At 68.1% G+C, this 25,397-nt stretch carries 25 protein-coding genes and 1 riboswitch; of the genes, 18 read left to right on the forward strand and 7 right to left on the reverse strand.

The genetic code is table 11. The features are described 5' to 3' along the window. Positions 1-530: 530 nt before the first annotated feature. The 9 genes from QOC69_RS04700 (at position 531) to QOC69_RS04740 (ending at position 8,298) form a co-directional block, all read left to right on the forward strand. Positions 531-656 (forward strand): hypothetical protein, encoded by a 126-nt coding sequence (locus QOC69_RS04700; RefSeq protein ID WP_526436865.1) that lies wholly within the window; start codon positions 531-533, stop codon positions 654-656. 255 nt (positions 657-911) lie between these two features. Then, positions 912-1,295 carry a helix-turn-helix domain-containing protein gene (locus tag QOC69_RS04705; protein WP_526436867.1) on the forward strand — a complete coding sequence of 128 codons (384 nt, stop codon included), beginning with the start codon at positions 912-914 and terminating at the stop codon, positions 1,293-1,295. Positions 1,296-1,345: 50 nt separating this feature from the next. After that, positions 1,346-4,216: a Na+/H+ antiporter subunit A gene (locus QOC69_RS04710; protein ID WP_526436869.1), complete on the forward strand. Its 2,871-nt coding sequence runs from the start codon at positions 1,346-1,348 to the stop codon at positions 4,214-4,216. After that, on the forward strand, positions 4,213-4,674 hold the full coding sequence (locus QOC69_RS04715; protein WP_526436871.1) for a Na(+)/H(+) antiporter subunit C: 462 nt from the start codon (positions 4,213-4,215) through the stop codon (positions 4,672-4,674). Before QOC69_RS04710 ends, QOC69_RS04715 begins: the two co-directional genes overlap by 4 nt. Continuing rightward, positions 4,671-6,266: a Na+/H+ antiporter subunit D gene (locus QOC69_RS04720; RefSeq protein ID WP_526436873.1), complete on the forward strand. Its 1,596-nt coding sequence runs from the start codon at positions 4,671-4,673 to the stop codon at positions 6,264-6,266. The genes QOC69_RS04715 and QOC69_RS04720 overlap by 4 nt, the downstream gene beginning before the upstream one ends. Beyond that, complete coding sequence (locus tag QOC69_RS04725; RefSeq protein WP_526436875.1) at positions 6,263-6,796, forward strand: Na+/H+ antiporter subunit E; 534 nt, start codon at positions 6,263-6,265, stop codon at positions 6,794-6,796. The genes QOC69_RS04720 and QOC69_RS04725 overlap by 4 nt, the downstream gene beginning before the upstream one ends. Further along, positions 6,793-7,074: a monovalent cation/H+ antiporter complex subunit F gene (locus QOC69_RS04730; RefSeq protein ID WP_526436877.1), complete on the forward strand. Its 282-nt coding sequence runs from the start codon at positions 6,793-6,795 to the stop codon at positions 7,072-7,074. The genes QOC69_RS04725 and QOC69_RS04730 overlap by 4 nt, the downstream gene beginning before the upstream one ends. Then, positions 7,071-7,415 carry a monovalent cation/H(+) antiporter subunit G gene (mnhG, locus tag QOC69_RS04735; RefSeq protein ID WP_526436879.1) on the forward strand — a complete coding sequence of 115 codons (345 nt, stop codon included), beginning with the start codon at positions 7,071-7,073 and terminating at the stop codon, positions 7,413-7,415. Before QOC69_RS04730 ends, mnhG begins: the two co-directional genes overlap by 4 nt. Next, positions 7,402-8,298: an SAM-dependent methyltransferase gene (locus QOC69_RS04740; RefSeq protein ID WP_526436881.1), complete on the forward strand. Its 897-nt coding sequence runs from the start codon at positions 7,402-7,404 to the stop codon at positions 8,296-8,298. Before mnhG ends, QOC69_RS04740 begins: the two co-directional genes overlap by 14 nt. On the opposite strand, the gene QOC69_RS04745 is transcribed toward QOC69_RS04740, so the two are convergent. The 5 genes from QOC69_RS04745 to napA are packed head-to-tail and all read right to left on the reverse strand — an operon-like array spanning position 8,295 to position 11,617. Beyond that, positions 8,295-8,927: an LON peptidase substrate-binding domain-containing protein gene (locus QOC69_RS04745; RefSeq protein WP_526436966.1), complete on the reverse strand. Its 633-nt coding sequence runs from the start codon at positions 8,925-8,927 to the stop codon at positions 8,295-8,297. The two genes, QOC69_RS04740 and QOC69_RS04745, sit on opposite strands and share 4 nt — an antisense overlap. A gap of 32 nt (positions 8,928-8,959) precedes the next feature. Next, the gene (locus tag QOC69_RS04750) at positions 8,960-10,135 is read right to left on the reverse strand and encodes a glutamate--cysteine ligase (RefSeq protein WP_526436883.1); all 1,176 of its coding nucleotides are present in this window, start codon (positions 10,133-10,135) and stop codon (positions 8,960-8,962) included. Beyond that, a complete protein-coding gene (gene sodC / locus QOC69_RS04755) occupies positions 10,092-10,790 on the reverse strand; it encodes a superoxide dismutase[Cu-Zn] (RefSeq protein ID WP_526436885.1) in 699 nt (232 codons plus the stop codon). Before sodC ends, QOC69_RS04750 begins: the two co-directional genes overlap by 44 nt. Positions 10,791-10,800: 10 nt before the next feature. Continuing rightward, complete coding sequence (locus tag QOC69_RS04760; RefSeq protein WP_526436887.1) at positions 10,801-11,268, reverse strand: LytR C-terminal domain-containing protein; 468 nt, start codon at positions 11,266-11,268, stop codon at positions 10,801-10,803. A 40-nt stretch (positions 11,269-11,308) separates the two neighbouring features. Continuing rightward, complete coding sequence (napA, locus tag QOC69_RS04765) at positions 11,309-11,617, reverse strand: nucleoid-associated protein NapA (RefSeq protein WP_526436889.1); 309 nt, start codon at positions 11,615-11,617, stop codon at positions 11,309-11,311. A 125-nt stretch (positions 11,618-11,742) separates the two neighbouring features. On the opposite strand from napA, the gene QOC69_RS04770 reads away from it, so the two are divergent. The 3 genes from QOC69_RS04770 to QOC69_RS04780 are packed head-to-tail and all read left to right on the forward strand — an operon-like array spanning position 11,743 to position 14,048. Next, on the forward strand, positions 11,743-12,336 hold the full coding sequence (locus QOC69_RS04770) for a peptide deformylase (protein ID WP_526436891.1): 594 nt from the start codon (positions 11,743-11,745) through the stop codon (positions 12,334-12,336). Then, positions 12,336-13,250 (forward strand): N-acetylglutamate synthase, CG3035 family, encoded by a 915-nt coding sequence (locus QOC69_RS04775; protein ID WP_526436893.1) that lies wholly within the window; start codon positions 12,336-12,338, stop codon positions 13,248-13,250. Before QOC69_RS04770 ends, QOC69_RS04775 begins: the two co-directional genes overlap by 1 nt. A 3-nt stretch (positions 13,251-13,253) precedes the next feature. Beyond that, positions 13,254-14,048: an exodeoxyribonuclease III gene (locus QOC69_RS04780; protein ID WP_526436896.1), complete on the forward strand. Its 795-nt coding sequence runs from the start codon at positions 13,254-13,256 to the stop codon at positions 14,046-14,048. A gap of 99 nt (positions 14,049-14,147) precedes the next feature. On the opposite strand, the gene QOC69_RS04785 is transcribed toward QOC69_RS04780, so the two are convergent. Next, complete coding sequence (locus tag QOC69_RS04785; RefSeq protein ID WP_526436898.1) at positions 14,148-16,910, reverse strand: LuxR C-terminal-related transcriptional regulator; 2,763 nt, start codon at positions 16,908-16,910, stop codon at positions 14,148-14,150. Between the two features lie 47 nt (positions 16,911-16,957). After that, positions 16,958-18,712, reverse strand: a complete 1,755-nt coding sequence (locus QOC69_RS04790) for an MFS transporter (RefSeq protein ID WP_526436900.1) — start codon at positions 18,710-18,712, stop codon at positions 16,958-16,960. A 133-nt stretch (positions 18,713-18,845) separates the two neighbouring features. After that, positions 18,846-18,955, forward strand: a riboswitch (TPP riboswitch). Here QOC69_RS04790 and thiC point away from each other — a divergent pair. The 6 genes from thiC (at position 18,954) to QOC69_RS04820 (ending at position 25,389) form a co-directional block, all read left to right on the forward strand. After that, positions 18,954-20,576 (forward strand): phosphomethylpyrimidine synthase ThiC, encoded by a 1,623-nt coding sequence (thiC, locus tag QOC69_RS04795; protein WP_526436968.1) that lies wholly within the window; start codon positions 18,954-18,956, stop codon positions 20,574-20,576. Its footprint overlaps the riboswitch before it by 2 nt. Continuing rightward, complete coding sequence (gene thiD, locus QOC69_RS04800; protein ID WP_526436902.1) at positions 20,573-21,415, forward strand: bifunctional hydroxymethylpyrimidine kinase/phosphomethylpyrimidine kinase; 843 nt, start codon at positions 20,573-20,575, stop codon at positions 21,413-21,415. The genes thiC and thiD overlap by 4 nt, the downstream gene beginning before the upstream one ends. Next, positions 21,405-22,031 (forward strand): alpha/beta hydrolase family protein, encoded by a 627-nt coding sequence (locus QOC69_RS04805; RefSeq protein WP_526436904.1) that lies wholly within the window; start codon positions 21,405-21,407, stop codon positions 22,029-22,031. Before thiD ends, QOC69_RS04805 begins: the two co-directional genes overlap by 11 nt. Then, positions 22,028-22,651, forward strand: a complete 624-nt coding sequence (locus QOC69_RS04810) for a septum formation family protein (RefSeq protein ID WP_526436906.1) — start codon at positions 22,028-22,030, stop codon at positions 22,649-22,651. The genes QOC69_RS04805 and QOC69_RS04810 overlap by 4 nt, the downstream gene beginning before the upstream one ends. A 36-nt stretch (positions 22,652-22,687) precedes the next feature. Continuing rightward, positions 22,688-24,172 (forward strand): flavin-containing monooxygenase, encoded by a 1,485-nt coding sequence (locus QOC69_RS04815; RefSeq protein ID WP_526436908.1) that lies wholly within the window; start codon positions 22,688-22,690, stop codon positions 24,170-24,172. A 383-nt stretch (positions 24,173-24,555) separates the two neighbouring features. Beyond that, positions 24,556-25,389 (forward strand): polysaccharide deacetylase family protein, encoded by an 834-nt coding sequence (locus tag QOC69_RS04820; protein ID WP_526436911.1) that lies wholly within the window; start codon positions 24,556-24,558, stop codon positions 25,387-25,389. The last annotated feature ends 8 nt before the right edge of the window (positions 25,390-25,397 follow it).

Genomic DNA, 25,397 nt, shown 5'->3' on the forward strand with positions numbered 1-25,397 from the left:
ACCTCCTGGCTGATGTGCTCTCGGGCAGACAACTCCCTCAGCGCACGAGTGTCCTGATCCCGGCCCTGATCTCGACCGGTGTCCTCGCGCTCGCCGCTCTTCTGACCTGTTGCTTGTGTCATTTCACGCTCCTTGCCCTGTTGCTTCGTTGCAATAGGATCCGCCTACCTTGCGCGCAACCCGAGGGCATGTCAACCCGCTGATCATGAAATATGTTGTGCTGCAAACAAATTAGCTCGGCTGAGTGCAGCACACCGTCCTGTCGGATGGCTTCGACCCCGAGGTACTGCGCGCTAGGACCCAGGTCATCCCCAAGCCCATGGCATAGGCCGTACACAGGCCGACTAACAGCCAGCCGCACGGCCGACACGCCAGCGAATGCGCTCGTCTTCCCTGTCTGCGGCCACCCCACCGGCACCAATAGGTGAGGGGTGGCGCGAGACAGGACGTGGATGAAGTGTCATTGGTGGCGACCGGAGCCTGATTGGCCCCGGTCCGCGGATGCAGCAGAAGACCTGCGGGGGCCGCGGGTGCGTAACTTCGGCGACGAGATCACCGAGTTCATCCTGCAGAAGATGGGCATCGCCCACGACTGGGCGTCGCTACGTCATTCCGAGTTGGCGATAACAGGGTCCATCCCCGAACACCTGCCCTAGAACCATTGGGGGGGACGGTCTGCGGCGCCGGGAAGCTGCACGAGGACTCCCGCGTCCATCTCTCCAATGCCCGGGTCTTCGCGCTGCGGGGCAAGCTGACCCTGGCCGAGTGCCGCGGTGTTCGTGGTCGGCCGGTGCTAGGAGGACCCGGACTGTTGGCGCCGCGGTGGATCCGTCAGCCCACCGCCAAGTACGACCTGGGTGTAGCTCCACGCCCGAGGTGGGCGACCGTTCGACACCGCCCGCACGGCACTGATGTTCGGTGCGCGGCTGTGCCGTCGACGCCGTCGGGCCGATGCGCGCAAGCACCTGCGCACCGCGCTGGAGATGTTCAAACGGCTCGGCGCGACGCCATGGGCTGAGCAGGCCAGGGCGGAGCTGCTGGCCACCGGCGAAACGGCGCGCAAACGCGACGCCAGCACGCTCACCCAGCTGACACCGCAGGAGCTGCAAATCGCTCGTCTGGTCGCCGCAAGCTCGACTAACAAGACCATCGCGTCGCAGCTGTTCCTCAGCCCGCGCACGGTCGACTACCACTTGCGCAAGGTCATTTCGAGGCTGGGCTTCTCGTCGCGGCTCGAACTCGTCCGCCTGTCACTGGACGACGACGCGTTGTCGTCGGACCGTAAGCTGGCCTGAGACAAAGCCAGCCACAACTCGACGGCTGACACCCCGAGGTTCGGAGTGCCATGCTCGCCATTCTTCTTGCGCATGCCGCGGCAGCGGCGCTCGCGCCGGTGCTCGTGCACCGTTGGGGACGGCAGGCCTTCTATCCACTGTCACTGGTGCCGCTCGGCTCGCTGGTCTGGGTAGCGCTGAACTGGCCGGGCCGCGGCGACGCGACGGTCCACCTCGACTGGGTGCCGGAGCTGTCGATGAACATCGCGCTCCGGTTCGACGCGCTGGCCGCGATCATGAGCGTGCTGGTCCTCGGCATAGGCGCGCTGGTGCTGTTCTACTGCGCCGAGTACTTCCACCATCGTGATGGTCACACCGAGAAGCGCCTGCCCAGCTTCGCCGCCGAACTCGTCGCCTTCTCCGGCGCGATGTTCGGCCTGGTGGTCAGCGACAACATGCTGGTGCTCTACCTGTTCTGGGAACTGACAACGGTGTTGTCGTTCCTGCTGGTCGGCCACTACGCCGAGCGCGCCACCAGCCGGCGGGCGGCCACCCAGGCGCTGCTGGTCACCACCGCCGGCGGGCTGGCAATGCTGGTCGGCATCGTCATCCTCGGCACCACGAGCGGTACGTATCTGCTGTCCGAACTGGTCGCCGATCCGCCGACCGGCCTGGCCGTGTCGATCGGTGTGGCGCTGGTGCTGATCGGCGCATTGAGCAAGTCGGCGATCGTCCCGCTGCACTTCTGGCTGCCCGGCGCGATGGCCGCACCGACCCCGGTCAGCGCGTACCTGCACGCGGCGGCCATGGTGAAGGCCGGGGTGTACCTGGTGGCCCGCATGACGCCCGGGTTCGCCGACTCGCCCGCGTGGCGCCCGATGGTGGTGACCCTCGGCCTGGTGACCATGCTGCTGGCCGGCTGGCGGGCGGTGCGCGAGTACGACCTCAAGCTGATCCTGGCGTTCGGCACCGTCAGCCAACTCGGTCTGATCACCCTGATGGTCGGCGCCGGGGGCGGCGACCTGATGCTGGCCGGGTTGGCGATGCTGTGTGCGCACGCCATGTTCAAGGCCGCACTGTTCATGGTCGTCGGCATCGTCGACCACGCGACCGGCACCCGCGACATTCGCCGGTTGGCGTGGCTGGGCGAGCGCTACAAACCGTTGTTCATCGTCGCCCTCGCCGCGACCGCCAGCATGGCCGCGCTGCCGCCGTTCCTCGGGTTCGTGGCGAAGGAGGCCGACTTCGAGACACTGGCCCACAGCGCATCCCTCGGTGCCGCCGCGCCGTTCGTGCTGGGCGGCGTGGTGTTCGGCTCGGTGTTCACCACGATCTACAGCCTGCGCTTCCTCTACGGCGCCTTCGCCCGCAAGGGACGGCCCGCACCGAGTCAGCGGGTCACCGAAATACACCGGCCGCCAATCACATTCCTGCTCGCCCCGGCCATCCTGGCCGCCGCCGGCCTACTGGTCGGGGTGTGGCCTGCCGGTCTCGATCAGGTGCTCGACGGCTACGCCGACACCGTGCCGGGTGGCGCGGACTACCACCTGGCGCTGTGGCACGGCGTGAACCTGCCCCTGCTGCTGTCGATCCTGGTGCTCGCCGCGGGCACCGCCGCGTTCTTCGCGCGCAACCGGCTGCGCCGCGCCCGCGTCGGGTATCTGCCTCTGGGCAATGCCGACCGCATCTACGACGCCGTGATCCGCGGTGCCGACGTCTTCGCGGTGCGCCTCACCGCGCTGACACAGCGCGGCTCGATACCCGCTACCCAGTCCGTCATCGTGTCGACGCTCGTTCTGGTGCCCGTCGCGATGCTGGTGCTCGGGGCGCGCGACCGTCCGGAGTTGCGCCTGTGGGACTCGCCGCTGCAGGTCGTGATCGGAACGATCATCCTGGCCGCGGCGCTCAGCGCGACCATGCTGCGCAACCGGCTGGCCGCGGTGCTGTTGGTCGGCGTCACCGGCTACGGCTGCGGCGTCATCTTCGTGTTCCACGGCGCACCCGACCTGGCGCTCACCCAGTTCCTGGTGGAGACACTGACTTTGGTCATCTTCGTGCTGGTGCTGCGCACCCTTCCCGCCGAAGCGGACGCGGCCAACATGCGGCGAAACCGGATGCCGCGCGCGCTGCTGGCGGTGGCCGTCGGCGCCAGCGTCACCGCGCTTGCAGCGTTCGCGATGGCCGCACGCACCACGACGCCGATCGCCGAGCTGCTCCCCGATGCGGCCTACTACCGCGGGCACGGCTCGAACACGGTCAACGTGCTGCTCGTCGACATCCGCGCCTGGGACACCATGGGAGAGATCTCGGTACTTCTGGTGGCTGCAACGGGTGTGGCCTCGATGGTGTTCCGGCACAGGCGTTTTGGCTCGGCCCCCCGCGTCGCCGACGCCGGGCAGCCCGACATCGGCCGGATTCCCGTGCTAGCGACGAGCCCCGCCGTCGGCGACATCACCTGGCTGCGCGGCAGCGAGCACCGTGATCCCCGGTACCGGTCGCTGGTGCTCGAGGTGGCGACCCGGCTCATCTTCCCGGTCATCATGGTGCTGTCGGCGTACTTCTTCTTCGCGGGCCACAACACCCCCGGCGGAGGCTTCGCCGGGGGTCTGACCGCCGGGCTCGCCCTTGTCCTGCGCTATCTGGCAGGCGGCCGCTACGAACTCGGCGAGGCGCTGCCGCTGGACGCGGGCAAGGTGCTCGGCGCGGGCCTGGCCCTGTCGGCAGGCACCGCCGTGACGTCCCTGCTGCTCGGCGCCCCCGTGCTGTCATCGGCCGTGCTGGAGTTCGACATTCCGGTGCTAGGGTCGGTCAAGCTCGTCACCGCGCTGTTCTTCGACCTCGGCGTCTACCTCATCGTGGTGGGCCTGGTACTCGACGTGCTGCGCAGCCTCGGCGCTCACGTCGACGTCGAGATGGCTCAACTTACATCGGTGGCCCGATGACGACCTACCTCGCGCCCCTGTTCCTGATCGGCGGTCTCATCAGTGCCGGGGTGTACCTGCTGCTCGACCGCAATCTCACCCGAATGTTGTTGGGGCTGTTGCTGGTCGGCAACGGCGTCAATCTGCTGATCCTGACCGTCGGCGGTCCTTCGGGCAATCCGCCGATCCGCGGGCGGACCAGCGACGGTGAGACGGTCACCGCCGATCCCCTTGCGCAGGGCATGATCCTGACCGCGATCGTCATCTCGATGGGCATCGCCGCGTTCGTGCTGGCGCTGACCTACCGGTCGTACCGCCTGTCGAGAGCCGAGGAGGTCGGTAACGACGCCGAGGACACCCGCGTCTCTCAACGGTCGGCCACCGCACTCGACGAGGACCGCCCAGAACCCGATGTGCGCCGGGACACCGACGCACCCGACGAACTCGACGCGCTGCCCGGCCACGAGGGGTCCCGATGACGGGCGCGGTGCTGACCCCGCTGCCGGTGCTGATCCCGACCCTCGCCGCGGCGGCGACGTTGTTCGCGGGCCGCAGGCCACGGCTGCAGCGCACCATCGCGTTGCTGGCGCTGGCGGCCGTGGTGGCGGTGTGCGCGGCGCTGCTGTATCTCGCCGACCGCGACGGCACCATCGCGGTGCAGGTCGGCGGATGGGGCCAGAGCGTGCCGGGCATGGGGCCGCTCGGCATCACCCTGGTGGTGGATCGGCTGTCCGCGATGATGCTGCTCGTATCCGCGATCGTGCTGCTGGCGGTGGTCTTCTACGCCATCGGGCAGGGCATCCGGGACGGCGACGACAACCAACCCGTGTCCATCTTCCTGCCCACGTACCTGGTGCTGTCGGCGGGCGTCTGCACGGCATTCCTGGCGGGCGACCTGTTCAACCTCTTCGTCGGTTTCGAGGTGCTGCTCGCAGCGAGCTTCGTGCTGCTGACCATCGGCGCGAGCACGGAACGGGTGCGCGCCGGGATCGCCTACGTCATGGTGTCGATGGTCTCGTCGCTGATCTTCCTGATCGGCATCGCCTTGATCTACGCGGCGACCGGCACCCTGAACATGGCGGAACTGTCGGTGCGGCTCGGCGGCGTTCCTGCCGGGACCCGCGCCGCGCTGTTCGCGGTGCTGATCGTCGCGTTCGGCATCAAGGCCGCGGTGTTCCCGCTGTCGACGTGGCTGCCCGACTCCTACCCCACCGCGCCGGCACCGGTCACCGCCGTGTTCGCCGGCCTGCTGACCAAAGTCGGTGTGTACGCGATCATCCGGGCGCATTCGCTGCTGTTCCCTGGTGGCGCGATGGACCGGGTCCTGCTGGTGGCGGCGCTCCTGACGATGCTCGTCGGGATCCTCGGCGCCATCGCGCAGAGCGACATCAAGCGGCTGCTGTCGTTCACCCTGGTAAGCCACATCGGCTACATGGTGTTCGGCATCTCCTTGTCGAGCGCGCTCGGCATGGCTGGCGCCATCTACTACGTGGCCCATCACATCGTGGTGCAGACGACGCTGTTCCTGGTGGTCGGCCTGATCGAACGGCAGGCCGGTGCGTCGACGCTGCAGCGGCTTGGCGGGCTGGCCGCCGCCAGTCCGCTGTTGGCGCTGGTGTTCTTCGTGCCTGCGCTCAATCTCGGTGGGATTCCGCCCTTCTCGGGGTTCATCGGCAAGGTGGCGCTGTTGGAGGCGGGCAGTCGGAACGGCTCGGTGCTGGCCTGGATCCTGGTCGGGGCCAGCGTGGTGACGAGCCTGCTGACGTTGTACGTGATGGCCCGGGTGTGGACGAAGGCGTTCTGGCGCGCACGCGCCGACGCGCCAGAGGGCAATCTGTCGGCTGCCTCGCCGTCGGCGCTGCTCGACGACACCGAAGACATCGCCTACGCCGATCGCGATGATGTCGGCCGGATGCCGGTGGGCATGCTGGTGCCGACCGGCGCGCTGATTGCAGTGGGCCTGACCCTGACTGTGCTGGCCGGCCCGATCTTCGCCTACACCGAGCGCGCCGCCGACGAAGTCCTCGACCGCGGGCAGTACATCGCTGCAGTACTGGGGGAAACCCGATGAGGCGGTGGATATTACGGGCCTGGGTGCTGTGTTGGCTCATCCTGGTGTGGATGTTGTTGTGGGGCACCGTCTCCGCGGCGAACGCACTGAGCGGCCTGGTCATCGCGCTGGTGATCACCCTGCTGCTGCCCCTGCCCCCAGTGCCCATCGAGGGCCGCCTGCATCCGCTGTCCCTGCTGCGGCTGGTCGTCCAGGTGGCCTACTACCTGGTGCTGTCGTCGGTGCAGGTGGCCTGGCTGGCGATCAAGCCGGGGCCGCCACCGCGCACGGCGGTGCTGCGGGCCCACCTCGCGCTCAAGTCGGATCTGGTGCTGGCGTTGGCGGTCAACGTCATCAACCTGATCCCCGGCTCGATCGTGCTGGAGATCGACCAAACCCGCCGGATGATCTACGTCCACGTCATCGACGCGGGTTCCGACCGTTCGGTCAGCCAGTTCTACCACCAGGTCGCCGAGGTGGAGCGGCTGATGATCGCGTCGTTCGAGCGACGGGCCGACTGGCAGCCGTCGCCGGAGAGGGAGGACGCGTGACAACCGTCTGGATCGTCGCCGCGGTACTCCTCACTGCGGCCGCCGCCATCACGATGTTCCGGCTGCTCGCCGGCCCCGGCACGCTGGACCGGTTGGTGGCGTTGGACACCTTCGTCGCGGTGACGATGTGCGCCATCGGCACCTGGGCCGCCTACAGCCTGGACACCACGGTGACGTACAGCCTGACCGCGCTGGCACTCATCAGCTTCGTCGGCTCCGTCAGCGTGGCCCGGTTCAGGGTCCGCGACACCGACCGCGACGACGGGACGCCCCAATGACTTTCAGCGGTGTCCTCGACGTGCTGGCCGCCGTGCTGGTGCTCGGCGGATCGGCACTGGCCCTGACCGCGGCGATCGGCGTGGTCCGGTTCCCCGACACGTTGTCGCGAATGCACGCCGCCACCAAGCCGCAGGTGCTCGGTCTGCTGCTGGTGCTGGCCGGCGCGGCGATCCGGCTGCGCGGAAACGCCGACGTGGGCATGGTGATCCTGGCCGGCCTGTTCACCGTGATCACCGCACCGGTGGTGGCGAACCGGGTTGGCCAACTCGCCTACCGGGAACAGAGCTTCCACGACGACCTGCTGACACGCGACGAAATGGCGGAGCATGACGAGAACTGACGACGACACCTGGGACATCACCGAGAGTGTCGGGGCGACGGCGCTGGGTGTGGCCTACGCCAGGGCCAGCGAGAGTATTAGTGCCCGTCCATTGTTCAGCGACCCGTACGCGCAGTTGTTCGTGGACGCCGCCATCGCCGCGGGCTGGCAACCGCCAAGCGGTGCGGCGGCCGAACGCATCAGGTACATCTCGCCCTATGCCGCGTCGCGCACCAAGTGGTTCGACGACTTCTTCACCACGGCGGGCGCCGACGGGATCGGGCAGGCGGTCATCTTGGCTGCCGGGTTGGACGCCAGGGCCTGGCGGCTGCCGTGGGCATCGGGTAGCACCGTCTTCGAGATCGACCAGCCGCAGGTGCTGGCATTCAAGGCCGAGACACTACGGGTCAACGACGCGCGGCCGGCCAGCCGCTACGTCGCCGTCCCCGTCGACCTACGTCAGGACTGGCCGAAGGCGCTGCGGGAGGCGGGTTTCGACGCGGACGCGCCGACGGCGTGGTCGGCGGAGGGACTGCTGCCCTATCTTCCCAACACTGCTCAGGATGAGCTGTTCGCGCGGGTCGACCAGCTCAGCGCACCGCACAGTCGCTTCGCGATCGAGGCATTCGGCTCCGACTTCTTCGATCCCGGGTACCTCGCGCAACGACGTGAGCAGATCCGCCGGTTGAAGATCGAGGCCGGGGAGGCCGACGAAGACACCCCCGACGTCGCCGACCTCTGGTTCATCGAGGACCGCACCGACGTCGCGGACTGGCTGGCACGCCGCGGATGGGAGGTGTCCTCGATCTCGGCGCGTGCCTTGATGGATCGCTATGGCCGCGACAGCGGGGACGCCGCGATGCGCACGGCGTTCGTCGAGGGTCGACGGCTGGCCGGCGGCTAGTCCGCCGAACCGCCCTCGGCGAGCTGGAACTCGACCATGGCGGCCACCGTCTCGACGGCGTCGCGCAACACGTCCAGCCGCGCAGCGGCGGTCGGGGCGGCGAGCACCGAGTACCGGTCCGCCTGACCCATCGGCGCCCGAGCTGCCAACGCGTACAGCCGCTTTCCCGCATCGTCGCCGGGCTCCGGCTCGCCGAGCAGCTCGTGTCGCGGCGGCAGGTGCGCACCCTGCGACGATGCGATCCGCTCGAACACCTCCATCAGCCGGTCCTCGACGACGCCGATGTCGTCGCCGGTGACGGTTGCCCCCGGCTCGTCTGGCCACGGCTCGACGGTCGCCTTCGGGTACGGGTCGTCGTCGAGCCACGACATCACCCGGATCCGTTCGCGCATCTCGCATTCGAGGCGGTACCGTCCGCTACCGAGGTCCTGGCACTCCACGATGTGGGCCATCGAACCGACGTCGAGCCGCGCGTCGCCGCCGCCGACCTCACGGCCCGAGGCGATCAGCACGACCCCGAATTCCCGTGCGCCGCTGAGGCAGTCGCGGACCAGCGCGCCGTAGCGCGGCTCGAAGATGCGCAGCGGCAATCCCTCGCCGGGCAGCCGCACCGACTCCAGCGGGAACATCGGCCTGGTCGTCACGGTGCCCCCTTCGGGATCTACAGAACCAGCTCGGCGATCAGCGCGTCGACGACGGCACGCAGGTCGCCGTCGTGTTCCTCGGCGACGCGGCGCTGACGCTGATACGACGCGCCGGTACGGTAGATCGACGACACCCCGGCCAGTTCGTCGGAGCAACCCAGCGAATCGGCGACCGGTGCCAGCCGGTTCAACAGCTCGTCCAGGTCGTCGGTGACCAGCCGCTCATTGCTGTCGGCGTCGAGGATGATCTCGGCGTCCAGGCCGTAGCGCGCTGCACGCCACTTGTTCTCCTGCACGTGCCACGGCGGCATGGTGGGCAATTGCTCGCCCGCGTCGAGCCGGCGATCCAGGTCGACGATCAGGCAGTGGGTCAACGCGACGAGCGACCCGAGCTCGGCCAAATTGGACACCCCGTCGAAGATCCGCACCTCGATGGTACCCAGGTGAGGGGAAGGCCTTATGTCCCAACGAATTTCGTTCATGTGGTCGATGATGCCGGTCTTCTTCTGGTCATGCACGAAGCGCTCGAAGTGCGACCAGCGTTGGAAGTGGAACGGCAGCCCCGCGGTCGGCAGCTGCTGGAACAGCAGCGCGCGGTTGCTGGCGTACCCGGTGTCCGCGCCGTCCCAGAACGGCGACGACGCCGACAGCGCCAGCAGGTGCGGATACTGATTGAGCAGCGAGGTGATGATGGGCATCACCTTGTTCGCCGACGAGATCCCGACGTGGACGTGCACACCCCAGATCAACATCTGGCGGCCCCACCACTGGGTGCGCTTGATGAGCTCGGCGTAGCGCGCCCCGTCGCTGAGCTCGGCCGCCTCCCACTCCGCGAACGGGTGAGTGCCCGCGCAGAACAACTCCATCCCGCGTTCGCGCACGATGGGCCGGACGATGCCGAGCGTGCCACGCAGGTCGTCGATCGCGGCACCCGCGTTGTCGCAGATACCGGTCACCACTTCGACGGTGTTGCGCAGCAATTCCTTGTGCACGTGCGGGGTTTCGCCGATCTCGGCGATCACTCCCGCGGCCTCGTTGGCGAGGTCACGCGTGACGGGGTCGACGAGCGCGAACTCCCACTCGACGCCTACGGTCGGCCGCTGCGATCGGTTGAAGGCGATGTGATCCGGCCGCAGTCCGGCCGGTGCCCTACGGGCCGGATATGACACCGCACGCCACCCGCTTGCCGGCATCGCCGGTGGCCATGGTGGTCTCGTCCGGCGGCGGGGTGCCGTTGATCTGCTGGTAGCGCTCGGGCGGGATGTTGGCGAAGTTGTCCGCCTTCTCGTGGATGATGATCGCCGTCTTGGCGCCGGCGAGGAGATCCGCTGCGGTGAACGCGTCGGTGGTCGTCACCAGCATCGCCGTGCCGTCGCCACGCACCTGCAGTGAAGTCAGGTCGCCACTGGCGGGATGACTGGTGTGACCGGCCACTTGGAAGTGCGGGCCCGCCGAGTTGAAGTCACCAGGCGCACCGCCGCTCGGGGCCACCGAGTTGGCTTCACACTTGCCCGCGGCATGGATGTGCAGGCCGTGGAAGCCGGGGGCCAGCTGCCCGGGTGCGGTGGTCTTCACGGTGATCGTGGCGAAGCCACCGCTGAACGCGAAGTCGGCCGTGGCGACGGTGGTGCCATCGGGCGACTTGATGTCGGCGGTCAGCTTCTCGCCGGCGGGACCCGCTTGGGTCTCGCCTCCACCGGGGGTGCCCGACGGCGGCGGGGAGCCGGTCCAGACGGGCGGCGTGGTACCGGGCTGGGTCGCGACCGGCTCATTGGGACTGCACGCGCTCGCGACCGGAACGACGAGCGCCGCGGCGGCGAGTAGACGAAGCGGGGCGGAGATCGGCATGCCCGAAAGCCTAGCCGGTGACCGCCACGATCACGCCTGGCGGTTGCCCGGCGAGCTCCGGTGTCCGCGGCTCGACCGGGGCCTCCAGGAGCTTGCCCACTTCGTCGGCGGCTTCGTGCTCACCGGGGGCCTCGCCGAAGTACACCGTCGTTGCGGTGACGCCCTCCAAGACGAGGTTGCCGGTCTCGGTGACATTCCACTGTGCGTCGCGCAGCCGGGTCGCGGTGCTTTCCGCGGCACCTGGCACTTCGGAGATGTTGTACACCCGCACGTCGGCTTTGGCAGCTGCGGGTTCACCGGTCGCCGACGCGGTGGGGGTCGAGGTAGCGGTGACCGTGGTGACGGCCGTCGAGCCGCCGTCCTCGTCGTTGCCCGACCCCATGGCCTGGAACCCGACCAGCAGGAACACGATCCCGAGGAAGAGCAACACCATGACCATGGCGCGCAATGGCAACCCGGAGGATTCTCGCTGATTCATCGGCACCACTGTATCCAGACGCGATCGTGGGCCGGGAAGGTCAGGTGACCTCGAACCCCAGCCTGCGCGCGGCGCGCGCCTTCTGCCTGCTGGCGCGCACTCGGCGCAACCGCTTGACCAGCATCGGGTCGGCCGCCAGGGCCTCCGGCCGGTCTACCAGCGCATTGAGTACCTGGTAGTACCGGGTCGCCGACATCGAGAACAGCTCCTTGATGGCGTCCTCCTTGGAACCCGAGTACTTCCACCATTGTCGTTCGAAGGAGAGGATGTCGTGTTCGCGACGGGTCAACCCGTCGGCGAGCTCGGAATCGTCCCCGGATCGCTCAGTCCGCGCCATGGCGCCGTCCATTTCGCTCCCTGGGCCCTCTCCGACAATGCACAAGACATTCCGATGGTTCGGGCACATTCAATCACGGCAGCGGGAGTTGAGCCGTGATCGTTGCCCGCGAGTCGGCTGACTTAAGATTGCCCACCGTGGCCGTCGTACCCATCCGCATCGTGGGAGATCCCATCCTGCACACCGTGACCAGTCCCGTGCCCGTCGGCGAGGACGGTTCGCTGCCGGCGGATCTGTCCGACCTCATCAAGGATCTCTACGACACGATGGATGCCGCCCACGGAGTCGGCTTGGCCGCCAACCAGATCGGCGTATCGCAGCGGGTGTTCGTCTACGACTGCGCCGACGAACGCGGCCGCACCAGCCGCCGCCGCGGCGTCGTGGTCAATCCAGTGCTGGAGACGTCCGACATTCCGGAGACCATGCCCGATCCCGACGACGACGACGAGGGCTGCCTGTCCGTGCCCGGTGAGTCCTTCCCGAGGGGCCGGGCCGACTGGGCGCGGGTCACCGGCCTGGACGCCGACGGCACTCCGATCACGCTGGAGGGCAGCGGGCTGTTCGCGCGCATGTTGCAGCACGAGACCGGCCACCTCGACGGGTTCCTCTACGTCGACGGCTTGATCGGCAGGCATGCGCGGGCCGCCAAGCGCGCCGTCAAGGCACAGGGCTGGGGCGTGCCCGGGTTGACCTGGATGCCCGGCGAGGATCCCGATCCCTTCGGGCACTAGTGCTTGACCTCCCGCCGGTCGGCACCAGGGTCAGCCTGCGCTACCGGCTGCCCGCCGGTTCGGTGCCGCCCCTGACCGACGTCGTCGGCCATCTGCTCGAGGCCGGTCCGGCGCTCCTGGTCCGCACCAAACGCGGTGACGTGGTGGAGGTCACCGCCGCGGACGTGGTCTCGATCAAGGCCCTGACCGCCGCGCCGGTGCGGACCGGTGACATCCGCAACCTCGAGTACGCTGCGGCGCTGGCCTGGCCCGGCGTCGAGCAGCAGTGGATCGACGGCTGGCTGCTGCGGTACGGCCACGGCAGCACCCGGCGGGCGAATTCAGCTGTCCCGCTCGAGGTCCGAGGCGACTTGAGCGCCCTGCCTGCGATCGTCGACTGGTACGCCGCCCGCTCGGCGACACCGCTACTGGTGGCGCCGGATCGGTTGTTTCGGGTGCCGCCGGGTGTGCCGGTCGACGGCGAGAACGTGGTCATGACAACGGAGTTGACGACGGAATTGATAGCGGTGGCGCCTGCCACCGCGTCGACGGTGACGATGGCGCCGCGCCCCGACGAGCGGTGGCTGCGGACCTACGAACGCGACGTTCCCCTCGACGTGTTGACCGCGGTCGTCGACGGCGAGGTGACGTTCGCGAGCCGCGGCGACGCCGCCGTCGGCCGGGCGGCGGTGACCTCGGCACCCGACGGCACCCGGTGGGCCGGGCTGGCCGCGGTGCACGTCGTCGAGGCGCAGCGCCGCGCGGGTCACGCCCGCGTTCTGTGCGAGGAGTTGCTGGCGTGGGCGGCCGGCCGCGGCGCCACCCGCGGCTACGCGCAGGTCCTCGCCGACAATGCCCCTGCCATCGCGTTGTACGAGTCGATGGGCTTCACCACCCAGCACCGCGTCCGCTACGTCGACGCCCGTACGCTCTAGCGCGTGCGGCTGGCCACCTGGAACGTGAATTCGATCCGTGCCCGCGTCGACCGGGTCACCGACTGGTTGCAGCGCGCCGACGTCGACGTGCTGGCGATGCAGGAGACCAAGTGCTCCGACGACCAGTTCCCGACTATGCCGTTCGCGGCGCTGGGCTATGACGTCGTGCACAGCGGGGTCAGCCAGTGGAACGGCGTGGCGATCGCCTCCCGCGTCGGCATCGACGACGTCGCAGTCGGCTTCGACGGCCAACCCGTCTGGGACGACGCGTCCGAGGCCAGGGCACTCGGCGCGACGTGCGACGGGGTGCGGGTGTGGAGCCTCTACGTTCCCAACGGCCGCACCGTCGACTCGCCGCACTACGCCTACAAGCTGGAATGGCTTGCCGCACTGCGAGGGACTGCCGCCGGTTGGCTGGCCGAGGACCCGGCCATGCCCATCGCGCTCGTCGGCGACTGGAACATCGCCCCCACCGACGAGGACGTATGGGACGTCGAGTTCTTCCGCGGCAGCACGCACGTCACCGAACCGGAGCGCGCGGCGTTCCAGGCGATCGAGGAGCAGTTCACCGACGTGGTCCGCCCGTTCACGCCGGGTCCCGGCACGTTCACCTACTGGGACTACACCCAGCTGCGGTTCCCCAAGCGCCAGGGCATGCGCATCGACTTCATCCTCGGCTCGCCCGCGCTGGCCGACCGGGTCACCCACGCCGAGATCGCGCGCGACGAGCGCAAGCCCGGCAAGAAGGGCACCCCGGCGCCGAGCGACCACGCACCGGTGCTGGTCGACCTGGACTGAGCCATCCGCTCTGCGGCCAGGGCGCGAAGGTGCGAGTGGCGCAAGCCCTCAGCGCGGAGTGGACGTGGGTGTCGCCGCTCCGCCGAATCGGGTGTTTCCCTATGAGTCGCCCCGGCCCATGATTCGCCCGAGTTCAGCGCGGGAGTGAATGTTGAGCTTGCGGTAGATCCGAGTCAGGTTCGCCTCCACCGTTTTTGGACTGACGAACAGGGTCGCCGCCATGTCCCGGTTGGTGACCCCCGACGCAGCGAGTTCGGCGATGCGTTGTTCTGATGCGGTCAGCCCGACGTTGCTGCGCCTGCCCGTATCGGACCGGGAAAGCTCGGCGCGAGCGCGATCGGCCCACAACGGCGTGCCCATCTTCTCGAACGCGGCCAGCGCCGAGCCCAGCGTGGCCGTCGACGCATCCCGGCGCCGTTGCCGTCGCTGGATCTGCCCGAGCAGCAATTGGGTGCGCGCCTGCTCGAACGGCATCCCAAGCCGACTGTGCTCGTCCATCGCCCGAGTCACCGCCGCGGCGGCGCCCTCGACGTCACCGCGAGCAGCGAGCAGCATGCCTCGACAGCGGGCGCCGACTGCCTTCATCCAGACTCGTTCCAGCCGTGCGCCGTTGGCTTCGAGGATTGCGGTGATCTCTTCGGCAGCGTCGAGTCGGCCGACGGCGACCATCGCCTCGACGGCATCCGGGGCGAAGGATGCGGAGATGATCTCGGTCGAGTGCGGTGCCGCCGCGAGGTTGGCCAGCAGCGGCTCCATGGTGGTCAGCGCCTGCCCGTAATTGCCCAATGAGGTCTCGAGGAAGGCGAGACTGGCGACCGTCCACTCCGAGAGTCGATGTGAGCTGCAGCGCTGGGCGGCAGCGAGCGCGTCCTCGGTGTCTCGACGGACCTCGTCGACACGTCCGGCGTATGCGTTGCACAGCGCCCGGACCGTGAACGCGATGAACATGGGCAGGTCCCCATCGAGCTGCACTGCCCGGTCCATCAGGTCCTCCGACACCAACGCGACGCCGGGGAAGTCGCCCAGCCAGACGTTTACGAGTGCGGTGTGGAAGCTTAGGAAGACGAGTTCGCTTTCCTCGCCACGTTCGGCGCAGCGCTGTTGGATCGCGGCCAACTCCCGACTTGCCTCGTCGAATTGTTCCGTCCACGCGCACAGCAGGGCGTGCTGAACCCGGGGGCGCGTGGCGAGGGGAAGACCCTCCGCCTGATCGTCGAACCGACGTGCGCGCGCCATGCTCTCCTCGTCGAACCCGTCGCCGATGATGAAGCGCATCATGGTCCGCATCCCCAGCGCCTGGCTGACCAGGTCTCCCCGCCCGAGCCGGGTCGCGCTGGCCACCGCATCGTCACAGTGCCGCACCGCATCCTCGGTGCGGCCACCGTTGAGGAGGGCGTAGCCCAGCATCACGACCATCTGTACGCAGGAGGCCTCATCATCGCCGCACTCGTTGATCGCGCGCTCGAGGAGCCCGGCGGCCTCCAGGAAGCTGTCGTCGTAAAGCCGCACGGTCGCGAGTAGCTTCACCGCCTCCCCGCGCAGCGCGCCTGGGTCGAGCCGATCGATGGCGCCTTGCAGATGACTACGGGCCTGTTCCGGGTCGCCGGCCTCGAAATAGTTTGCCGCAGAAAGGATGTGGCGCTCGGGCGTGTCACCGCCGAGGCCGATGGCGAGTTCGAGGAGTTCGGCGGCGGCAGCAGGCGAGCCCCGTAGGCGAGCCATGTGGGCGGCCGAATCCAGCGATCTCAACGTCAGCGGGTCCCCACTGGCCGCGGCCAAGGCGAGATGTCGGGCCCGGAGCTCGGGTTCGTCGAGGATCTCGGCGAGTCGCCGGTGCATTCGGCGGCGGTCGGCCGGAGTGCTCTCGCTGTACACGCCCCTGCCCAGCAGTGGATGGGTGAAATGCAGTCGGTGCCCGTCGATTCCGACGATGCCCTTCTCCTCGGCTTCCTCGAGCGCCGTGATGATCTCGTCGGTGTCGCTCCCGACCGCCCGCGCGACGACTTCCACCGTGGGATCGGCCAGACACGCTGCGGCCAGGAGCGCTGCCTGGGCTGCGACGGCCAGGCCGCCGATCCGGGCGCGGACGAGTTCGGCGAGGCTGCCCGGTAGCGACCCTCGGTCGTCCCACGAGCCGTCGTCGATGGCCCTGGCGAGCTCCACGGCATAGAACGGATTCCCGCCCGACACCTGGTGGATCCGGAGCATCTTCGGCCGCGAGAAGGATCGCCCAACGCGCTCCGACACCACGATGTGCAAGGCGCCGAGGCTCAGCGGGCGCAACGACACCCGGGACAGCCGATCCGGTCGTGGCAGCTCGAGCCACGACCCCAGCTTCACACTGTCCGGACCGGTGCGCACCGCGGCCAACACCCCGATCGGGCCGCGCAGGCGTCGCGCCACCGAGGACACGATCTGCATGCTGGGTTGGTCAAGCCACTGCACGTCATCGATCGCCACCAGAACCGGGGACCGGCGCGCGAGGTGTTCGAGGACGGACACCACGCTGGCGCCGACGGCGCGCTGGTCGGTCATCGGTCCGTCGTCGGTGATCCGCAGCAGCACACGGTCCATGGCGAGCCGTTGCGGGGTCGGCAACGCATCGAAGGCGTCCGACTCCACGTCGTCCAGCAGCGCAGCCAGGCCGGCGTAGGCGAATACGGACTCCGCCTCCGCGACTCTGGTCGACAGCACGCGAAAGCCCAGCTCGCGCGCCCGCTCCAAGCCGTCCAGCCAGACGGTGGTCTTGCCGATGCCCGCCTCGCCCTCGAGCACCAGCGCGGCGGGCTCGAGAGCGGCAGTCGCAAGGAACTCGCCGACCGCCAGCTGCTCCGCGGGGCGGCTCACCACCCGCGCTGCCATCACTGCATGCTCTCAGCCAATGCCCATCCGGTCCACCGCAACCTCGATCAGGCTGCGTTGTCCGCGCCCACCTCGGTGCCGTATTTGCCCGGGTTGAACAGGGACGCCACCGCGCCGAGCAGCATCATCACCGCTGCTGCGATGAACACCACGGTCAGGCCGGAATGGAACGGCTCGGTGATCAGCTGCGGGAAGAACGTCTTTCCGGTCAGCACGTCGGCGTTCACCCCGGGATCCTGCAATGCACCGGACGGGGCCAGCAATTCGGCGATCGGGTTGTAGCCGAGGAACGCAGCGAACAGGCTGCCGACCGGAGGCAGGTTGGCGACGTCGTGCGCAACCGACTCCGACACGCCCTGCGCCTGCAGGCCACTGCTCATCGCCGACGGCAGGGTGTTGGCCAGCCCGATGATCATCAGCGAGAAGAAGACCCCGATCGACAGCGATGAGCCGGCGTTGAAGAACGTCGCCCGCACACCCGAAGCCGCGCCGCGCTGGGCGGCGGGCACGCTGGACATGATCGCCGCGGTGTTGGGTGCGGTGAAGATGCCGCCGCCGAGGCCGTTGAGGAAGACCAGGATGGCGAATACCCAGTAGTTGAAGTTCACCGGGATCATCACCAGCGCAACGAAGGTCGCCGCCATCAGCAACATGCCGCCGACCGTGAACGGCCGCGCGCCGAAGCGGTCGGACAATGAACCCGCGAGGGGTCCGGCCACCAGGAAGCCGAACGTGATCGGCAGCAGGTAGATGCCCGCCCACAGGGGCGTGGACTCGAAGCTGTACCCGTGCAACGGAAGCCAGATGCCCTGCAACCAGATGATCAGCATGAACTGCAGGCCGCCGCGACCCATCGAGGACATCAGCCCAGCCAGGTTGCCCATGCCGAACGAGGCGGATCGGAACAGCCTGATGTCGACCATCGGCGAGTCGACGTGCAGTTCGATGAAGCAGAACGCCACCAGCGACAGCAGGCCGAAGAGGATTGCGCCGAGGACATACGGGCTTGTCCACCCGGTGGTGGAGTCACCGTACGGCTGAATGCCGTAGGTGATGCCGGCGAGCAGCACCGTCAGTCCGAGACCGAAGGTCAGGGTGCCCGGCCAGTCGAGCCGGCCGGGCGTGCGGACGCCGAGTTCCTTCAGCGACCGGATGCTCCAGATGGTGCCGAGGATGCCGATGGGCACTCCAACCCAGAAGATCGCCTGCCAGTGGATCTCCGAAAGAACCCCACCGATCAGCAGGCCAAGGAACGACCCAGCGACGGCGGACACCATGTTGACGCCAAGCGCCATGCCGCGCTGGTTGGCGGGGAACGCGTCGGTCAAGATCGCCGACGACGAGGCCATCAGCATCGCGCCGCCGACACCCTGGATCACGCGCCAGCCGATCAGCCACAGGGCACCGCCGCCGAGGTGGAACGGGTCGAATGACAGCGCGACGGCGGCGAGGGTGAACACCACGAAACCGAGGTTGTAGATCTTCACCCGGCCGAACATGTCGCCGAGGCGGCCGAACGGGACGACCAGCACGGCGGTCACGACGAGGTAGCCCATCAGCATCCACAGCAGATAGCTCACATTGCCGGGCGCCAGGGGATTCAGGCCGATGCCACGGAAGATGGCGGGCAGCGAGATGAGCACGATCGACGCGTTGATGGTCGCCAGAAGCGTGCCCAGCGTCGTGTTGGACAGCACCACCCACTTGTAATGAGGGTGGTCGCGGTCCATCCGTTTGCGGCGGCTTGCGGTCTCGTCGGCGGCCGCATCCCCGGGTGCGGTCTTCTCAATCTCAGTCGTCATCAGCTTCGTTCTACGTATCGAAATAATTGAATCGCGCGCCTGCGCCCAAAACACATATGTTAGCTATACAAAACATCGCGAGGCAATTCGGATTCCTGCAGCTGCTCCTCAGAACCCAGTGCGGTACGTTGTGAGGCGTCCGCGCGGGAGCGCACACCGAGTGCGCTGAGAGGACGGCTGCGGCCGTCGACCGTATGAACCTGACCGGGTAATGCCGGCGTAGGGAGATGTCTAGATGGCTATGTTCAGCGACCGTTCCGAAGCCCCCGCGATCAGCCCTTCCGTTACAACGGGCCCGATCACGGGCAGTGTGAAGGTCTACCGCGAGCTCGCACCCGAGGCAGGTGGGGGGCGCGTGCCGTTCCGCAGGGTCCACCAGACCAACGGCGAGCACCTCGATCTGTACGACACCTCGGGCCCGTACACCGACCAGGCGGCCGTGATCGATCTCACCGCAGGCCTACCACCGCGTCCCGGCGTCCGGCGCGACCGCGGCACCCAGCTACAGCGTGCCCGCACCGGCGAAGTCACCGCCGAGATGGCATTCATCGCCGAACGCGAGGGGGTGCCCGGCGAGCTGGTGCGCGACGAGGTGGCCCGCGGCCGGGCGGTGATCCCGGCCAACCACAACCATCCCGAGTGCGAGCCCATGGTGATCGGCAAGGCCTTCGCGGTGAAGGTCAACGCCAACATCGGCAACTCGGCCGTCACCTCGTCGGTCGCCGAGGAGGTGGACAAGATGGTGTGGGCCACCCGATGGGGTGCCGACACCATCATGGATTTGTCCACCGGCCGCGACATCCACCTGACCCGGGAGTGGATCCTGCGCAACTCGCCCGTCCCGGTCGGCACGGTGCCGATGTATCAGGCATTGGAGAAGGTCAACGGTGACCCAACCGCGCTGACCTGGGAGGTCTACCGCGACACCGTGATCGAGCAGTGTGAGCAGGGCGTGGACTACATGACGGTGCACGCAGGGGTGCTGCTGCGCTACATCCCGCTGACGGTCAACCGGGTCACCGGCATCGTCAGCCGCGGCGGCTCGATCATGGCGGCGTGGTGCCTGGCCCACCACACCGAGTCGTTCCTCTACACCCACTTCGCCGAGCTATGCGAGATCCTGGCCCGCTACGACGTGACGTTCTCACTGGGCGACGGCCTGCGGCCAGGGTCGATCGCCGACGCCAACGACGAGGCGCAGTTCGCCGAGCTGCGCACGCTGGGCGAGCTGACCAAGATCGCGAAATCCCATGGCGTGCAGGTGATGATCGAGGGTCCTGGCCACGTGCCCATGCACAAGATCGTCGAGAACGTTCGCCTCGAGGAGGAGCTCTGCGAGGAGGCGCCGTTCTACACCCTCGGGCCGCTGGCCACCGACATCGCGCCGGCCTACGACCACGTCACCTCGGCGATCGGCGCGGCCATCATCGCGCAGGCCGGCACCGCGATGCTGTGCTACGTCACGCCCAAGGAGCACCTCGGCCTGCCGGACCGCAACGACGTCAAGGTCGGGGTGATCGCCTACAAGATCGCCGCCCACTCCGCGGACCTGGCCAAGGGCCACCCGCACGCCCAGCGGCGTGACGACGCATTGTCGAAGGCGCGCTTCGAGTTTCGCTGGCTCGACCAGTTCGCGCTGTCGTTGGACCCCGACACCGCCCGTGAGTTCCACGACGAGACGTTGCCCGCGACGCCGGCCAAGACGGCGCACTTCTGCTCGATGTGCGGCCCGAAGTTCTGCTCGATGCGCATCAGCCAGGACATCCGAGACACCTACTCCGATGAGATCGCACAGGGCATGGCCGAGAAATCCCGGGAGTTCGCCGATCACGGCAACCGCGTATATCTACCCTTGAGTTCGTGAAGTACCTTCCGCTGACCCCACCTGGCCAGACCCCGACCCGCGTGATGACGATCGCGGGCACCGACTCCGGAGGCGGCGCAGGCATCCAGGCCGACCTGCGCACGTTCGCGATGCTCGGCGTGCACGGCTGCGTCGCGGTCGCCGCGGTGACCGTGCAGAACTCTGTCGGGGTCAAGGGCTTTCACGAGATCCCGCTGGACGTCATCACCGGTCAGATCGAGGCGGTGGTCGAAGACATCGGCATCCAGGCCGCCAAGACCGGGATGCTCGCCTCGTCGGAGATCATCACCGCCGTCGCCGAGACCTGGCGCGGCCTGAATACCGACGCGCCGCTGGTGGTCGACCCGGTGTGCGCCTCGATGCACGGTGACCCGCTGTTGCACCCGTCGGCGCTGAATGCCCTTCGGACCGAACTGTTTCCGATCGCCACCCTGGTGACGCCGAACCTGGACGAGGTGCGGCTGATCACGGGAATGGAGGTCATCGATGCCGCCAGCCAGCGCGACGCGGCCATGGCCCTGCACGCGCTGGGGCCGCGGTGGGCGCTGGTCAAGGGCGGCCACCTGCGGTCGTCGTCGCACAGCGCCGACCTCTTATTCGACGGCACCGACTTCTACGAGTTCGACGCCGAGCGCATCGACACCGGTGACGATCACGGCGCGGGTGACACGTTGGCCGCCGCGACGGCGTGCGCGCTGGCGCACGGGTATTCGGTGCCAGATGCGGTGCAGTTCGCCAAGCAGTGGGTCACCGAATGTCTGCGCGCCGCTTACCCGTTGGGCCATGGTCACGGCCCCGTCTCCGCGCTCTTCCGGTTGGCCGAGTCGGATGGATCTTGACGCCATCGCGGGGATCGCGCACGAACCCGACGGCCATCCGGTCGGCGCCGTCGTGCTTACCCACGGCGCGGGCGGCAACCGGGAATCCCCGCTGCTGATCCGGCTGTGCGACGAGTGGGCCCGCCGCGGGTTCCTCGCGGTGCGCTACGACCTGCCGTACCGGCGGCGCAGGCCGAAGGGGCCGCCGTCGGGTTCGGCGGCAGGCGATCGCGCGGGCATCGCCGAGGCGGTGGAACTCGTCCGCAGCTTGACCGACGGCCCGGTGCTCGCCGGCGGCCACTCCTACGGCGGACGGCAGACCTCGATGGCGGTCGCCGACGACGGCGTCACCGTCGACGTGCTGACGCTGTTCTCCTACCCGCTGCACCCGCCCGGCAAGCCCGAGCGCGCCCGAACCGAGCACCTGCCGCGCATCTCGGCGCCGACGGTGTTCACGCACGGCACCGCCGACCCGTTCGGCACTCTCGACGAGTTGCGGCCTGCCGCCGCGCTGATCCCCGCCCCCACCGCGATCGTGGAGGTCACGGGCGCCCGCCACGATCTGGGCTCGAAGAAGTTGGACGTTCCTTCGCTGGCCGTCGACGCGGCGCTCAGTCCTGCTATCTTCCGGTGGTGACCTGGCCGCCCGGAGATCCGAACCAGCCCCAGGGGCAGCCCTACCAGCAGCCCCATCAACAGCCTTACCAGCAGCCCTATCAGCAGCCGGGGCCGCCACCACCCCCGCCGATGCCGTACCAGCAGGCGCCCTACGGCGACCCGTACGCGCAGCCCTACGCGGCGCCCCCGAAGAAGTCACGCAAGGGCTTGATCATCACGCTGGTCGTCGTCGGTGTCTTCCTGTTCGCGGGAGTCGCCGCGGCGGTCGTGGCGATTGCGATCATGGCCAAGGACAACGTCATCGCCACCGATCTGAAGGCCGGCGACTGCATCACCGAGGTGCCGACCAGCACCCGGGTGCTGACGGTTCCCACCGTCGACTGCAACCAGCCGCACGGCGGCGAGGTGTACACGGTGCTGACGATGCCCGACGGCGACTATCCGGGCGCGTCTGCCATCGACGAGTGGCAGAACAAGTGCCCCGAGGAGCTCCAGTCGTTCTCGCCGGAGGCAATGGCGGACGACTCGGTGGGAGTATTCGTGCTGTACCCGACGCAGGAGACCTGGGATCAGGGCGACCGCGCGGTCACGTGCATCGCGACCCTGGAGCCCAAGCGGGCAGGCTCGCTGAAGGGCTAAGCGGCACCTACCCGATACCCCTGGTACCGTCTACTCATGACTTCGGAGCGATTCGACGCGGTCATCGTGGGGGCCGGGTTTGCAGGGATCGGCGCGGCCATTCAGCTCAAGCGGCTGGGCTTCGACGACTTCGTCATCCTGGAACGCGAAGACGACCTCGGCGGTACCTGGTACGTCAACCACTATCCGGGGCTCGCCGTCGACGTGCCCACCACCACCTACTCCTACTTCTTCGAGCCGAACCCGAACTGGTCGCGGCTGTTCACGCCAGGCCCGGAGATCAAGCAGTACGCCGACGACGTCGCCGACAAGTACGACGTGCGCAGGCACATGCGGTTCAGCACCGTCGTCGAGGGCGCCCGTTGGGACGAAGAGGCCGACGTCTGGCGGGTCGCCCTGGCCGGTGGTGAGACGCTCACCGCGCGCTACCTGATCACGGCAACGGGCTTCCTGTCCCAGCCGAAGGTGCCCGAGATCCCGGGCATCGAGAGCTTCGCGGGCAAGGTCATCCACACCACCGACTGGGAGGACGACTACCCGCTCGAGGGCCGCCGGGTGGCCGTCATCGGCACCGGTGCCACCGCCGTGCAGCTCATCCCGCAGCTCGCCAAGAAGGTCGCCGACCTCACCGTCTACCAGCGCACCCCGATCTGGGTGGTGCCCAAGATCGACCTGCACTTCGGCGAACGCGCCAAGCGGCTGTTCGCCCGGGTTCCTTTGACCCAGCGCGCCATCCGCTGGCTGACCGACTCGATCTACGAAGTCATGATCAACACCGCGGTGATCCACCACCGGCACTTCCACCGGCTCAACGTCGCCGCGTCGGACCTGTCCAAGATGCACCGGTTCGCGTCGATCCGGGACAAGGAGCTGCGTCGCAGGCTGACGCCGGACTATGACTTCGGCTGCAAGCGGCCCACCTTCTCCAACGGCTACTACCGTGCGTTCACCAAACCGCACGTGCACCTGCAGGACAGCGGCATCGAACGCATCGAGGCGGACGGGATCGTCGCCTCCGACGGCACCAAGAACGTCATCGACACCTTGGTCCTGGCCACCGGCTTCGACCTGTGGGAAGCCAACTTCCCCGCGATCGAGGTCGTCGGGCGGGACGGGCGCAATCTCGGAAAGTGGTGGCGCGACACGCGTTTCCAGGCCTACCAGGGTGTCTCGATGCCGTACTTCCCGAACTACCTGAGCCTTGCCAGCCCGTACGCGTTCCTCGGTCTGAACTTCTTCAACACCATGGAATACCAGATGCGGCTGATGGACCGACTCCTCACCGAAGTGAAGCGGCGCGGCGCCACGACGTTCGAGGTGACCGAGGACGCCAACACCCGCTACCTGGACCGGATGACCGAACTGCTCGGCGACTCGCTGTTCACGATCGGCAATTGCGCGAGCGCGCGGTCCTACTACTTCAACCCCGCGGGCGAGCCCACCCTGCTGCGGCCGACGTCGACCGAGACCGCCATCAGGGAAGCTTCCGAATTTCCCCTGAGCGACTATCAGATTGCCTGATAAGTCTTCCCGCGTGACACCCGCAGGCACGTCTACACCAACGGCGGCATCGAAACCGCCCTCGGCCTGATCGGCTACGGCGCCTATCTGGCCGGCAACGCCGTTCGCAACCGGTAGCGCGCGCACAGTGGCCTGTCTGCGAATTGATCCGGCAGTGGGTCGCCGCGGTGTGGTGATCGATGCGGGCTGGACTACGACTGCGCTGGGGGCTGTGGAATCGGGCAATTCACGACCGTGAGTGCAGGCGAAGCGCGGGCGGCAGCCGACACGTCAATACGCAGACGGACCACCAGCGTGCGCGCACGTCCCCGATTTCGGGACGTTCGCCAGCTAATCTGCATCACGTGTCAGGTGTGGCCAGAGTTACTCATGAGGCTAGATCGTTGTCTCGTCGACGCGTCCTGCTCGGCCTCGTCGCCTCGGCGACGGTGATCGGAGCGGCACGATGCGGCATCGGAGGCGCGAGCCAGGCAGCACAGCCCGCTGTTGCACCGCCGCCACCGCCCGCCGCGCCGGCCTGGCCTGCCCTCGCGCCGCCACCACCGCCCGCCGCGCGGGTGCTCCTTCCCGGCGGCGGGGTGCTCAGCTCCCTGCCGGGTGACGGCGATCTACTGGCCATCACGCTCGACGACGGTGTCGACACCGAGGTGGTGCGTGCGTACGCCCAGCTCGCCAAGGACAGCGGAATTCGCCTCACCATGTTCGTGACCGGGGTCTTTCAGTCGTGGACCGAGAACCGGGACCTGCTCCTGCCATTGGTTGAGTCCGGCCAGATCCAGCTGGGCAATCACACCTGGCTGCACCACGACCTGACCAAGATGACGGGCGCGGCGGTGGCCGACGAACTGCGGCACACCGACCAATTCCTCAAGGACACCTTCGGCGTCGATGCGACGCCGTACTACCGGCCGCCGTACGGCGCCTACAACGACGCCGTCACGTCCGTTGCCGCCGATCTCGGGTACACCGTGGCCACGCTGTGGAACGGCACTCTCGGGGACGACGCGATCCTCACCCCTAGCGATATCATCGCCAATGCCGAGAAGTACTGCCTCCCACAGTCCATCGTGATCGGCCACCTCAACCACCCGCCCGTCACGAACGTCTACCACCAGATGATCGACCTCATCCACGCACGCAACCTGCGCACCGTCACCCTCGGCGACGTCTTCGTCAAACCCGAGGTGACCCGACTGACGTCGCCGTATCCGACCTGACCGGAGAG

It is taken from the genome of Mycobacterium sp., from assembly GCF_032162105.1.
GTDB lineage: Bacteria > Actinomycetota > Actinomycetes > Mycobacteriales > Mycobacteriaceae > Mycobacterium.